The sequence below is a fragment of the Sphingopyxis sp. H053 genome, assembly GCF_001468225.1.
Lineage (GTDB): Bacteria > Pseudomonadota > Alphaproteobacteria > Sphingomonadales > Sphingomonadaceae > Sphingopyxis.
In genome coordinates, this window is record NZ_LNRU01000004.1 from 293,013 (window position 1) to 305,911 (window position 12,899).

Annotated in this window: 9 protein-coding genes; 2 read left to right on the forward strand and 7 right to left on the reverse strand. The window is 65.0% G+C overall.

Annotated features, from left to right (window positions below):
- Window positions 1-12 precede the first annotated feature (12 nt).
- Together ligD and ku are read right to left on the reverse strand one after the other, a co-directional pair.
- On the reverse strand, window positions 13-2,520 hold the full coding sequence (ligD, locus tag ATE70_RS09530) for a DNA ligase D (RefSeq protein ID WP_058537686.1): 2,508 nt from the start codon (window positions 2,518-2,520) through the stop codon (window positions 13-15).
- A 1-nt stretch (window position 2,521) separates the two neighbouring features.
- Window positions 2,522-3,397, reverse strand: a complete 876-nt coding sequence (gene ku / locus ATE70_RS09535; RefSeq protein ID WP_058537687.1) for a non-homologous end joining protein Ku — start codon at window positions 3,395-3,397, stop codon at window positions 2,522-2,524.
- Between the two features lie 124 nt (window positions 3,398-3,521).
- Between ku and ATE70_RS09540 the strand changes: the two genes are divergently transcribed.
- The gene (locus ATE70_RS09540) at window positions 3,522-5,666 is read left to right on the forward strand and encodes a tetratricopeptide repeat protein (RefSeq protein ID WP_058799850.1); all 2,145 of its coding nucleotides are present in this window, start codon (window positions 3,522-3,524) and stop codon (window positions 5,664-5,666) included.
- A gap of 17 nt (window positions 5,667-5,683) precedes the next feature.
- Here ATE70_RS09540 and ATE70_RS09545 read toward each other — a convergent pair whose 3' ends face one another.
- From ATE70_RS09545 to ATE70_RS09555, 3 genes are read right to left on the reverse strand one after another with little or no spacing between them, the layout of a single operon-like run.
- Window positions 5,684-7,852, reverse strand: coding sequence for a TonB-dependent receptor (locus ATE70_RS09545; RefSeq protein WP_058537689.1), 2,169 nt, complete (start codon window positions 7,850-7,852; stop codon window positions 5,684-5,686).
- 44 nt (window positions 7,853-7,896) lie between these two features.
- A complete protein-coding gene (locus tag ATE70_RS09550; protein WP_058537690.1) occupies window positions 7,897-8,076 on the reverse strand; it encodes a hypothetical protein in 180 nt (59 codons plus the stop codon).
- Complete coding sequence (locus ATE70_RS09555; protein WP_058537691.1) at window positions 8,073-9,239, reverse strand: PepSY-associated TM helix domain-containing protein; 1,167 nt, start codon at window positions 9,237-9,239, stop codon at window positions 8,073-8,075. The genes ATE70_RS09550 and ATE70_RS09555 overlap by 4 nt, the downstream gene beginning before the upstream one ends.
- A gap of 297 nt (window positions 9,240-9,536) precedes the next feature.
- On the opposite strand from ATE70_RS09555, the gene ATE70_RS09560 reads away from it, so the two are divergent.
- Window positions 9,537-10,007 (forward strand): hemerythrin domain-containing protein, encoded by a 471-nt coding sequence (locus ATE70_RS09560; RefSeq protein WP_058799851.1) that lies wholly within the window; start codon window positions 9,537-9,539, stop codon window positions 10,005-10,007.
- Here ATE70_RS09560 and ATE70_RS09565 read toward each other — a convergent pair.
- Both ATE70_RS09565 and ATE70_RS09570 read right to left on the reverse strand, forming a co-directional pair.
- Window positions 9,979-11,613, reverse strand: coding sequence for a ShlB/FhaC/HecB family hemolysin secretion/activation protein (locus ATE70_RS09565; protein ID WP_058537693.1), 1,635 nt, complete (start codon window positions 11,611-11,613; stop codon window positions 9,979-9,981). The genes ATE70_RS09560 and ATE70_RS09565 overlap by 29 nt on opposite strands.
- 11 nt (window positions 11,614-11,624) lie before the next feature.
- Entirely contained in the window at window positions 11,625-12,563 is a 939-nt protein-coding gene (locus tag ATE70_RS09570; protein ID WP_058537694.1) for a hypothetical protein, read from the reverse strand.
- Between the last annotated feature and the right edge of the window lie 336 nt (window positions 12,564-12,899).

Consider the following 12,899-nt stretch of genomic DNA (forward strand, 5'->3'; position numbering starts at 1 on the left):
TGGCCTGATGGGCTAGAAATCCGGAAGCACCTGGTTCGCAAACCCCCAACCTTTGAGTTCGGGGCTCGCGGCGCGTTCGAGCAGGTCTTCGCCATCCTTGATCGTCCAATGCCCCGCTTTTTCGACATCGGCGAGCGCATCCCAGCCGATCGGCACCGCGACGGGGGCCTGTTCGCGCGCGCGCGCCGAATAGGGCATGATCGCGGTGCTGCCGCGCTGGTTGCGCAGGTAATCGATGAAGATCTTGCCCTTGCGCTTCGCCTTGCTCATCGTCGCGACGAAGCGGTCGGGTTCGGCGAGGCTCAGCGCCTCGGCAAAGCGTTTCGAGAAATCCTTGTGCGCGTCCCAGCTGTGCCCCGGATCGAGCGGCACGACGACATGCACCCCCTTGCCGCCCGAGAGCATCGCGAAGCTGACCAACCCGATGTCGGCGAGCTGGCGGCGGATGTCGGCGGCGGCTTTCTTGACGTCGGCGAAATCGAGCCCTTCGTCGGGGTCGAGATCGAAGACCATGCGGTCGGGCTTTTCGAGCGCATCGACATGGCTGTCCCAGCCGTGGAACTCGATCGTCCCCATCTGGACGCAGGCGAGGATGCCGTTGGCGTCTTCGACATAAAGATAATCCTCGTGCCCGCCGTCCTTCTCGCGGATCGGGACGTGCAGCACATGCTCGCCAAACGAACCCGAATCATGTTTCTGGAAAAAGCATTTCTTGCCGCGCCCCTGCGGGCAGCGGACGAGGCTGATCGGGCGGCGCGCGGTGTGCGGGAGCATGATCGGGGCGATCGCGGCATAATAGTCGGCGAGGTCACCCTTGGTCGCCTTCGCCTCGGGAAAGATCACGCGGTCGCGGCTGCTGATCGTCACATCGTTTTGCGGAGCGGGTGCGGGTTGCTTCTTTTCGGGTGTCACGTCCTTTGCCTCCTTGTCGCTGCGCAGGCCGAGAAAGCTTGCATGGCGCACCGATCCGCTTGCGGTAAATTCGGCGAAGGCGATTTCGGCGACGAGTTCGGGTTTGAGCCAATGGACCTTGCGCGCCGATGCGGCGTCGACTTCGAGCGGCGCGGTCTTGCGTTCGCGGCTCGCGAACTTCCTGGCGAGGTCGGCCATCGTGCCGGTGTCGAAGCCGGTGCCGACATTGCCCTTATAGACCAGCGTATCGCCTTCACGCTGTGCGAGGAGCAAGGAGGCGAAGGGGCGCGCCTTGGTCGACGAGGGGTTCCAGCCGACGAGGATGAATTCCTGCCGCCGTGTGCATTTGACCTTCACCCAATTCTTCGACCGGCGGCCCGAGTAAGCGGCGTCGGCGCGTTTCGAGATGATACCTTCCTGCCCCGCACCGCACATCGCGGCGTAGAGGTTTTCGCCCGCGCCGATGACATGGTCGGCGACGGCGACGGGCGGTGCGGCGTGGCGGAGGAGTGCTTCGAGCCGTTCCTTGCGTTCGAGGTTGCCGAGCTTCGCGAGCGATTTGCCGCCTTCTTCGAGCAGGTCGAAGGCGAAAAAGAGCAGCTCGGTTTTCTCGTCCTGCGCGCCGTGGCCGCGCTTGAGCACCGCCTGCAGCGACGAGAAATCGGGATTGCCGTCCTTGTCATAAGCGACGATCTCGCCGTCGATCAGGCACGGCGGCAGGTCGAGCGCGGCGAGATGGCGGACGAGCGGCGCGAATTTGTCGGTCCAGTCGAGGCCGTTTCGCGTGTAGACACGCACGTCCGATCCCGCGGCGGCGATTTCGGCGCGATAGCCGTCATATTTGATCTCGTGGAACCAGCCGTTGCCGCCGGGGACGGCGTCGACGAGCGTCGCGAGCTGGAGCGGGCGGAATTTGGGCGGCTTGCCCTTTGCCGCGGGCTTCGCGACCTTTTTGTTGTGCGCGGCGGCCGCCTGCATCTTCTTCGTGAAGGCCGCGCCCTTGGCGCCCTTCAGCGATTGTTCGCCGCCGGCGTCGCCTGCGATCTCGGCCATCGTGCGGCCGGTGAGGATGCTCGTGAGCTGGCGGCCGACGAGGTCGTCGGTGCCGCCGGCATAAGCATCGTTTACCTTGCGGAGCAGCCAGTTCTCGCGCTTTTCGCCGGGGCGCGGCTTCATGCGGACGAGCAGCCATTCGCCTTTCATCCGTTCACCGTCGAGGGTGAAGTGGAGATGGCCTTTCTCGATATCCTTCGCGCTCTTGCCTTCGATCGGCGCCCAGGTGCCGCGGTCCCACAGCATCACGCTGCCGCCCCCATATTCGCCCTTGGGGATCGCCCCCTCGAACTCGGCATAGCTCATCGGATGATCTTCGGTGCGTACCGCGAGCCGCTTGTCGGCGGGGTCGGCGCTTGGGCCCTTGGTCACCGCCCAGCTTTTGAGCACGCCGTCGACTTCGAGGCGGAAGTCGTAGTGGAGGCGCGTCGCGTCGTGCTTCTGGACGATGAAGCGGTTGCCCTTACCGGGGGCGACCTTGCCCGCGGGCTCGGGGGTCAGCGCGAAATCGCGCTTGGCGTTATATTGCGCGAGCGGATCGGCGCGCTTCGCCATGTCAGGCGCGCTTGCGCGCCGGTGCCTTCTTCGCCGGTGCCTTCTTCGCCGGCGTCTTGTTCTCCTCGGCGGCGGGCGCTTTCTTCTTGCCGTCGACCGAGGCTTTCAGCGCCGCCATCAGGTCGATGACGTTCGAGCCGCGCGAAACCTCGGCGGGTTCCTCGACATCCTCGAGCACGCGCTTGCCCTTGGCCTTCGCCTTTTTGGCGATCACGCGCTTGAGCGCGTCGACATAGTGATTGTGATAGTCGCTCGCGTCGAACTTGCCGCTCTTCTTGCCGATCAATGTTTCGGCGAGGTCGAGCAGGTCGGCGTCGGGTTTCGCATTGCCGACATCGCGGAAATAATTCGCCGCCTTGTTCACCTCGTCGGCGTAGCGCAGCACTTCGAGCACCAGCCCGCGCCCGCACGGACGCAGCGCGACAAGCTGTTCCTGCCCGCGCAGCGCGAGCTGGCCGAGCCCGACCTTCTTCGTGCGCTTCAGCGCCTCGCGCAGCACGATATAAGCTTCTTCGGCAAGCTCGTCGGCGGGCACGACATAATAGGGCTTGGTGTAATAGAGGACGTCGATCGCATCGGTGTCGACGAACTGGACGAGCTCCAGCGTTCGCTTGCTCTCGAGCTTGACCGCCTCGATCTCCTCCTCGTCGAGCAGCACATAATTGCCCTTCGACAGCTCGAAGCCCTTGACGATATCGTCATGGTCGATCGCGCCGATGCCCGGCACGACCTTCTCATATTTGACCGGCTTGCCGCTCGGTTCGTGGATCTGGCGAAAGGTCACCGCGGCGCCCGATTTGGTCGCTGAATAGATTTCGACCGGGATCGACACCAGCGCGAGCCGGATCTGCCCCTTCCAGTAAGCGCGTGCGGCCATAATATCATCCTTTTGCGGCTCCCAAGTCACAATGATCGGGGCGGCGCGCGGTTCCCGGGCGGCACTTCATCGGACCCAACTTGATTTTATTGCACCATTATTGTCTCATGGAAGCGGTGGGGCAATGGATCTAATTTCTATCTTTGCAGGGCAAAAGCTCGTCGAATGCTGTATTTACGGCATTCTTGGAAATCGGGTCGATGCCGGCACAAAATGGCTTGCAACGGCGGGCTTCAACCGGCTGTCCGGCGAGGCATCGAGCGAGAGCCCTGTCGTGCTACAGTCTATGCACAAGGCGTTCGTCCTGTCGATCGCGGCAATGGAGAAGGCGTGCGATTCGGTCGGCGGCGATCCGGTGAGCAATATGGCGCGGCGCGCGCTGCGCGATTTTGCGCGATCGAAGGATTTGCGAACCTTCGATCGTGCTGCTCACCAGTTGCGAAGCGATCTGCTCGAAGAACAGGTGCGCACCATCTATGGCCAGCAGGCGAAAACGCCCAAGGCGGCGGCAACCGACCGGGCAATCGCACTGGTCGAAGCCGGGATGCGAACGGCGCTGAGTGAGCCGCTGCGTCAGGTATTCCATGAGGGTCATGGGCGCTATCCCGGCTGGGCCGACCAGTTCGAGATGTTTTTTGCTGCAGAGGTCGGGCGCAATCAGGCGCTGGCCAACATCCTCGCGCTCGACCGCGAGAATGAGGCGATTGCCCGGCTGGAAGAATTACGCGTGCTTGGCACGCATCATGCGAATGATCTGGCCGATCTGAGAGCTGATATCGAAAGTGGCTTCGACCGGTTCGACCAGCGGTTCGATGAAATCAAGGAAGCGATCCTGTCGCTCGAAACGACGCAGCAGGCCGAAGCCATCTTTCCGGAGGCGGCGCTCGACGTACTGGAAACGGCCGCACGCGACGGCGATCTGACCGACCGGCAGAAGCAGCGGATTGTTGAACTCTACGGAAAATATCTGGCGCGCACGACGACGATCGCCGCCCCGATCGTCGAAGCAAGCATCCGTAATCTGGCGGAATCGGCGGACGACCAGCTCCTCGCCATGGCGCTGCGCGACATGGCGGGTGAGGATCGGGCCAAGGTTGTCGCCGAACGCGAGGAGCAGCTCGAAGGAGATGTTGCGCGAACGGCGGGGCAGTTTCGTGAGCTTGCATCGGTCGCCGCGCTCGATTCGATCGCGAATGCGGTCCGGCTTTACCGGCGTGCCGCTGATCTCGATCCGGGCGATGTATGGACGTGGATAGCGCTTGCGCGCCTTCATGAAGCGGCGGGGAATCTGGGGGATGCGCGCCGTGCTGCAGAGGCGGCGCGCCAATATGCCGAAGACGCGCGCGATCAGATGGCGGCTCATAGCGAGTTGGGGGATATCTGTATCGCCGAAGGTGCTTTGACATCCGCAAAAGAGCATTTCCATGCGGCCATGCAAGTGGCGGTCGCGGCGGCGGCGGCCGACCCCGAAAATGAAGTGAAAATGCACGATCTTTCGGTCGCCCAAGACAAGCTGGGTGGCATCGAGAGGATAACAGGCGATCTGGCGGCAGCAGGAGAACGCTTTAGGGCAAGTCTTGCCATTTGCGAGGCACTGGTAATGCGTGAGCCGGGAAAAGCGGAATGGCAGCGCGGTTTATCGATCAGTCACGAGAAGTTAGGGGATATCGAGAAAGCGGGTGGCGACCTGGATGTGGCGCGCTCGCGCTATGCTACGAGTCTGACGATTCGCGAAGATCTGGCGTTGCGCGAGCCGGGAAATGCGGAGTGGCAGCGTGATCTGTCGGTCAGTTACAACAAACTCGGCGATATCGAGATGTGGACTGGCCAGCTCGATGCCGCCCGGGAACGTTACGTCGCGAGCTTGGTCATCCGCGAGGGTCTGGCATCACGCGAACCGGGAAATGCGGAATGGCAGCGCGATCTGTCGGTCAGTCACAACAAGCTTGGCGATGTTGAGAAAGCGTTGGGGAATCTGGCAGCGGCGCGGACGCGCTATGCGTCAAGCCTGACGATTTGCGAAGGTCTGGTATCACGCGAGCCGGGCAATGCGGAATGGCAGCGTGATCTGTCGTTCAGCCATGAACGGCTTGGCGATCTGGCCGAGGCGATGGACGACTTGCCTGAGGCCGTCGCGCTGTACCGCGCGTCGCTTCCGATCGCGCAGGCGCTGGCCGATCGCTGGCCTGATCATCCTCAATTTGCCGATGACCTGGCGATCACGCAACGGAGGCTGGCCGAACTGGAAGACCAGCTCCCCTCCCGCTAGCGGGAGGGGAAGACCGTTCAGAATTCGATCGAGGCCGATGCCTTGAAGGTGCGCGGGCCGCCCTGGAGCAGCCGCGAGCCGAAAGCGCTGAACGCGTTATAGGCTGTGGCCCAATAGCGCTTGTCCGCGACATTATCGACGTTGAAGCGCAGCGTCAGCGGGGTGTCGCCGACCAGCGCGACGTAGCGCGCGCCAAGGTCGAAGCGCGTCCAGCTATCGAGTTCGAGCGTGTTGGCCGAGTCCACGGCCTGCTTGCCGGTGTAGACGACGCGGCCGACGAGCGTCAGCGCGGGCAGGAAGGGAAGATCCCATTCGACATTCGCGTTGGCGAGCACTTCGGGCACGCCGACCGCGTCCTTGCCTTCGTTCACGCCGCCCTCGGTCCGGCGCAGCTTGGCGTCGTTGAAGGTCAGGCCCGAGATGATGCGGAGGCCGTCGACCGGCTCGCCGTCGAGCGTGATCTCGACACCGCGGTTCCGCTGGGTGCCGTAATTGCCATAGACCAGCGTGTCGGGGTCGACGAAGCTGTTGGGCTTGTCGATCTGGAACAGCGCGAGACCCGCGTTGAAGCGGCCGAAGTTGAGCTTGCCGCCGACTTCATATTGTGTCGACTTGACCGGCGGCAGCACCGCGCCGCGGTTGACGACGGGGATGGCGTTGCCGTTGCCGTCATCGATCGTGAGCGGCGCGACGGAGCCTGCCACCAGACCCTCGATGCGGTTGCCGTAGAGCGAAAGCCCGGGGGCCGGCTTGACGACGAGGCCGAGAACCGGGGTCGCCGCCGATTCCTTGTAGCCGCCCGTGCGGGCGCCGTCGGTATAGGAATAGGAGGTCGTCTTGATCTCCTGCAGGCGCAGGCCGCCGGTGATCAGGATGCGGTCGTCGAGCAACCCGAGCGTGTCCGAGAAGAAGACGCTCGCCACGCGGTTTCGGCCGATCGGGAACACATTGTCGAGGTCGCCGCCGACGAAACCGCCCGGCGTCGGCGCGGGCACGATGACCGGGTCATAGAGATTGGCGGGATAGGCGGCCCCAAAGTCGAAGGCGTTGCGGTTGACCTGCCAGCTCACCGCGGCGCCGGCGTTGATCTCGTGGCTCATGCCGCCGCCTTCGAGCTTGATGCGGATGCCGGCGGTCGCCGATTCATTATTGTCTTCGCGCGGCACGTACGAGCCGCTGCCCGTCGCGGCGCCGGTGACCGGATCGTTGAGGGTGATGCCCGCGGTGGTCTGATCCTCGCGCCCGTCGCGCGCGCCGACCTTGGCATAGAGCATCGCGGCGTCGGACAGGTCATATTCGAGGCTGAAGGTGCCGAAATAATCCTTGGTCAGGATCTGGCTCCACGGCTGCGAATAATTGGTGTCGGCGTGCGGAACGCGCGGGATCACCCCGCCGATGCCGACCTGGCCGCGCCAGTATGTCTGGTTCAGCCGCTGGTAGTTGAGGTTCAATGCAGCGCGCAGCGGGCCATTGTTGTAATCGAGCGTGGCGCCGAGGACGTAGCTCGAGTGGAACTCGTCGTCGATCGCGATGTCGCCGCGGCGCGCCGATCCGTTGATGCGCAGCCCCCATTCCTGATGGGCGCCGAAGCGGCGCGCGACGTCGACCGCGCCCGAGAGGTGCGCGGCAGAGGTATAGCCGAGCGTCGCGCGGATCACGTCGCGCTCGGCCTTTTTGGGAAGCAGGTTGACGCTGCCGCCGATGCCGCTGCCACCCGGGGCGGCGCCGTTGAGGAAGGCGCTGGCGCCGTTGATGACCTGCACCGAGGAGACGAGTTCGGGCGCGACGATCTGGCGCGGGGTGATGCCATAGAGGCCGTCGAAGCCGACATCGTCGGACGACAGGTCGAAGCCGCGGATGACGAAGACTTCGCCCGCGATACCGAAGCCGAGCGCGGTGCGGACGGTGGGATCATTCTCCAGCACTTCGCCGAGCGAATCGGGCTGCTGGTTGAGGATCAGCGCTTCGTTATAGCTGCGGATGTTGAACGGAATGTCCTCGGCCGCCTTGGTGCCGAAGACGCCGACATTGCCGCCGCTGGTGACCTTGGTCTGGTTGTTGCGCTGCGCGGTGACGAGGATCTCGTCGGCGCCGGCATCATCCTGCGCCATCGCGGGCGTCGCAATGGCGATCACGGCGGTGGCGGCGGTCAGCTCCAGCGCGGTGCGGAAGGTCGATCTGGTCATGTGTATTCCCCTACGTGCGCGGCCCTGTCCCGCGCGGAAATTGGTCAGGTTCGGCGCGCGCGCATGGCCCAGCCGACGGCAAATACGGGTATGGCGAGCGCGGCCCACGACATCGCATCGCGCCATCCGTCGCCGGTCAGCGCGACGACGAGCCCGACGATGCTGACGGTCGCGAGCAGCAGCGGGACGGCGAAGATCGCGCGGAGGCCTTGGCTCTTCTTCATTCGGCGGGCTGCAATGTGCCGCCGCTCTCGACCTCGCGGACGAGCGCGTCGGTTCCGAAGCGGCGCTTGCCGAGCCAGAGATAGAGGCCCGATCCGAGTATGATCATCGTGAAGACGGTCAGGATCGCCCAGAGCAATTTGAGCGGCAGCGCGCCATAGTCGCCGAAATGCAACGGCTGCGACAGCGCGAGCGCCTTGGCGTACCAGGGCATCGGGCGCGCGTCGGTGAAGTCGCCCGTCTCGGCATCGATCAGCGCCGCGGTGAGCAGGCGTTCGGTGAGCGGCGTGTCGCCCTGGAAAAAGACGGCATAATGATGCTTGCTGCTGAACGCGCCGCCCGGGAAGGCGATGAACTGCGGATTGTTGCCGGGAATCTCCTTGCGCGCCGCGGCCATCGCCTTGTCGATCGAGCCATAATTTTCGGGGGGCACCGCGCCCTTGCCGGCGTAGGTCTTCGTCATCTCGGCCAGCTCGGTCCGCTGCCAATATTCGAAGATCGGGGTGGCGAGCGCGTTGATCACCCCGGTCGCGCCGACGACGGTCATCCACGCGAGCGCGACGATGCCGAGCAGATTGTGATAGTCGAGCCATTTGACGCGGCGGCTGCGCGAGGTGCGCAAGGTGCCGAAGTCGAGCTTTTTCATGAAGGGCGCGTAGAGGACGACGCCCGAGACGATCGCGATCACAAAGAGCAGCCCCATCAGCCCGAGGAAGAGCATGCCGGGCAGCCCGAGGAACATGTCGGTGTGAAGCTGGAGCAGGAAATGCATCACGCCGCTTTCGTCGACGGTCGCGGTGCCCGCGCCGGTCGAGCGGTCGAGGATCTGGATCGTCATGTCCTCCGCCGGGGAATCGGCGCGCGGTGCGGTGGTGATCGTCATCGACGGCTGCTCGTTATCGAACGCCATGAAGACGGGCACCTCGCCCGGCCGCGCGGCGAGCGCTTTCGCTAGCATTTCGTCGAGCGGTTTGAGGCCGGGGGCCTCGCCCGACGACCCGACGCCGGGCATGCCATAGTTCCGCATGTCCTCGGTCAGCGCGTCGATTTCATCGTGAAAGATCAGCGGCAGCCCGGTGACGCACAGCATCAGCAAAAAGCCGGTGCAGACGATGCTCGTCCATTTGTGGATCAGGAACCATGTCCGGATGGTCGATCGTTGCATGACAGGGGCTGCTGCTATTGCGAAGGAAAATCAATAGCGCCCTATGGCCTGACCCCGCAATTGACAACCGCCTTTGCGGCTGGAACCCCATCGTTCGGGCCGGCTGTACCATAGATCGGGCCAGTCGATGACGGCCGTTGGTCGCCCCGGGGCCGGGGAGATGTACGAAGAGGCTGCATTGTGGTGCGAACCCTTCGCGCGTTTCGAACCTATCAAATATCAATTTGCTTTCGGATTGCGGTGCCCTCAAGATGACACCCGAGGGACCCGCTCGTATCGCTTGGAGCAGCTATGCCTTTGAGCCACGAAATAGAGCGACTGCGCGCCGAGCATACGGCGCTGATCGCGCTGGCGCGGATCGTGACCGAACTGACCAATACTCCCGGCCCGCCGCAGCTGACCGAGCTGGCGGCAGCGCGCGGACGGCTTCGCGAGACGCTGGTGCGTCACCTGAAATGCGAGGACTGGATCCTCTATCCGCGCCTGCGGGCGACCGGCGACCCCGACCTGATGCGCATCACGAACGAATTCGAATTGGAAATGGGCGATCTGGCGGCAGAATATGTCGCCTATGACGACAAATGGGACCCCAAAAGGGTCGAGGCCAAATGGGCGGAATTCGGCCGAGAGACGGCAGCGATCTTCGACGTGCTGGCGATGCGGGTCGAACGCGAGGAACGCGAGCTCTATCCGCTTGCCGACAAGCTTTATGTCGCGGCCGCGGCGCTCGGCCCGGCGATCACGGACGAAGCGACAATTTCCAGCTGAGCGCGACGCGCCAGTCCTGATCATAGCCGGGCACCGGCTGGTTCCACGCATCGGCGAGTTCGAGGCCGATCGTCGCATTTTCCGAATAGGAAAGACGCACGCCGCCGCCCCAGCTGCCGAGCCGGAAATTGGTTCTGGGGATCGCGGTGCGCGCGAGCAGGGTGACGTCGGCATAATCGACGAAGCTGTAGATTTCGCTCTTCGCCAGCTTGCCGCCGCGCAGCGGGCGCAGCGCGAGTTCGCCGAAGGTGGCATAGCCGCGGTCGCCATTGACCAGCCCGTCGTCGAACGCGCGGCCGAAAGTCGCGCCGCCGACGCTGAAGCGCTGCGCCGCGGGCAGGCGGTCGCGCGTCCAGCGCCCCGTTGCGGCGGCGCGGACGACGAGCGCTTTGCCGATCGCCTGATTCGCCTCAAGGCTGGCGTCGGCATAGAGGAAGCCGGCCTCGCCGACGCCGGGATCGACGCGCGCGCCCGCGAAATCGAGACCCTTGGCACCGCCGAGGCGCGCGCCGACGACGGTGCGCTCTTCGCTGAGGCGAAAGGCGAGGCTGCCGCTCGCCGTCCAGGTCTTCTCGGCGGCGATCGTCGAGCCGAACAGCGCGTTTTTCGAATCGAGATAGTCGATCCGCGCCGCGGCGACCAAATTGCGGCGCGTCGCGCGGATCAGCGGATGGGTAACCCCCAGCCCCGCGCTCCACGCCTCGCCGTCGATCGCGAGCCCCTTGGGGCGCGTGCGGAGCGCCGCGGCCGATAGTTCGGCGCGCGTACCGCCGGCGCCGATCGGGGTCGAATGGCTCGCTGCCATATAGAGCAAGGATTTGAGATTGACCGCCGCGGCGCCGGTGAGCCGCGTTTCGTCGCCGCTGCGCAGCAGGCTGGTGCCGCGTGCGTTCGCCTCGACGATGCCGTCGTTCACGAACTGGCTGGTGCGCGTCGTGAAGCCGAGGCCAATCGTCGGTTTCTTCGCGTCGATTGCGAGGTCGAGCGCGACCGCGCCCTGCTCGCCGCCGAGCGCGAGCGACGGGGTGACGGTAAGGCCCGGAATGTCGGCGATATTGCCAAGCGCGCGCTCGAAGCGCGCGCGCGGTAGCGGACGCTGGCCAGTGAGGCTCCGGGCCATCCTGCCGACGAGCGGCGCGGGGCCGCTCTCGCGCTCGCCGCTCAGCGTCACCGAGCCGATATAGCCCTCGGCCGAGGCGACGGTGACGACGCCGCCCGACAGATCCTGCTCGGGGATGACGAGGGTGAAGAGCGCGACACTCGAGCGATTATAGGCGCGCGTCATCGCCGCGGCGAGTTTCGCGAGATTGTCCGCCGATGCGCGCTTGCCGACGAAGCGTTGCGCGGCGCGGCCGACATTCGCTGGCACCCCCGCACCAAGGAAGCGAATTTCGCGGATGGTGATGTCGGGCCGCGCGCCGAGTTCGACCTTGCCGAGCGAGAGCGGTTTGGCCTCGGGATCGGGAAGCGGGTCGCGGCTGCGGTCTGGCGCGAGGGGCGGGCGGCCGTCGAGCGGTGTCGCCGCGGGCTGGGCCGCGAACGCCGCGGCGGGGAGGAGCAGGGCTCCCGCCGCCGCCGCGGCGCAGGCGTTGCGCAATGGGCGCATAGGGTGCGGCTTCAGTTGCCGCGCTTCGGTTTCAGGCCGCCGAGAACGCCCCCGACGGTGCCGGTGACCCCGGTGACCAGGCCGGTGACAGGATCGACCGCGGTGCCGCCGTCCGTCGCGCCGCCGCCCACTTGCCCGAGCGCGCCGGTCGCCGTGGCGACGACGTTGCTGACCAGCGTGACGGGCGATCCGACGGGGCTGCCGCCGGGCGTCCCGCCCGTCAGGCCGCCAGTGGCGCCGCCGAGCAGATTGCCGCCGGTTCCGGGCTGGAGCGTGACGAGCTGGCCGCCCGAACCGACGCCGACGGTCAGCAGGCTGCCGTTCTGCTGGCCGGGCGAGAGGATGCTCGCGCCGATCAGCGGCGAGGCGGTGGGGCTGCCGATCGCGGTGGCCTTGCCGATCGTTGCGGTGATCAGCTGGCCGGGGGCGGCGGCGAGGCCGTCGACCAGATATTGCTGGCCATTGCCGGTCTGGACGAGCGCGACCCCGGTGCTTTTGACGACGCCGACGACGGTGCCGACGAGGTTGCTGTTGCCCGGTACCTTGCCGTCGACCGCGCTGGCGAGCAGCAGTCCCTTGTCGGCGATGACATTGACGAGCCCGCCCGTCTTGACGAGCACGCCGCCGATCACCGGATTGGTGCTGGCGGGATCGCCGGTGTTGGCGAGCAGGCCCGTACCCGCGACGCCGCTGGGGCCGACGAGGCCGCCAACCGCGAGCGCCCCCGCGCTGCCAAGGCCGAGGCCGCTACCCGCCGGGCCCGCGGGACCGGTCGCGCCGGTTGCCCCGGCCGGACCGGGCGCGCCCGCCGGGCCGACGGTGCCGGTGGCACCGCCGCTGCCGACGCTGCCGACGCGGTAACTGCCCGACGATTCGCAGGCCGCGAGCGCGAAGCACGCCGGGATGAGAATGAGATGGGCCGGGCGGAGTTCAAGACGGAAGAAAGGCATGAGATATCCCCTTCGTACATGATCTGGTCCCTGGACCCCATATTCCCAAACGAACTCCAAAGTTCCCTTTGTTGTTGAAATTAATTGTTATTAACCGAACATATAAACTAGTAAATTGGGAGATACTACGCGTTTCCTTGCAATGAGTGGCAAGGTGTTAACCAAAATTTTTCTGTAGTTCGTTCTTCAAGCTAACTTGGCGTCGTCAATATGTGATCCATCAAGACACATGATTTTCGCAAATTGATTTAAGTAAAAAGTTCCCGTCGCAAGTTTGGCGCGATTGCCGCTTATCCTTCTTCTTTCCGTCATCGCGTTGTCACGCCTTCGCCGCAG

Bases quoted from the DNA above. Each gene is read 5' to 3' on its own strand.
- ATE70_RS09570 (WP_058537694.1), bottom strand. From the start codon at position 12,563: ATGCCTTTCTTCCGTCTTGAACTCCGCCCGGCCCATCTCATTCTCATC.
- ATE70_RS09545 (WP_058537689.1), bottom strand. From the start codon at position 7,852: ATGACCAGATCGACCTTCCGCACCGCGCTGGAGCTGACCGCCGCCACC.
- ATE70_RS09555 (WP_058537691.1), bottom strand. From the start codon at position 9,239: ATGCAACGATCGACCATCCGGACATGGTTCCTGATCCACAAATGGACG.
- ATE70_RS09540 (WP_058799850.1), top strand. From the start codon at position 3,522: ATGGATCTAATTTCTATCTTTGCAGGGCAAAAGCTCGTCGAATGCTGT.
- ligD (WP_058537686.1), bottom strand. From the start codon at position 2,520: ATGGCGAAGCGCGCCGATCCGCTCGCGCAATATAACGCCAAGCGCGAT.
- ATE70_RS09565 (WP_058537693.1), bottom strand. From the start codon at position 11,613: ATGCGCCCATTGCGCAACGCCTGCGCCGCGGCGGCGGCGGGAGCCCTG.
- ku (WP_058537687.1), bottom strand. From the start codon at position 3,397: ATGGCCGCACGCGCTTACTGGAAGGGGCAGATCCGGCTCGCGCTGGTG.
- ATE70_RS09550 (WP_058537690.1), bottom strand. From the start codon at position 8,076: ATGAAGAAGAGCCAAGGCCTCCGCGCGATCTTCGCCGTCCCGCTGCTG.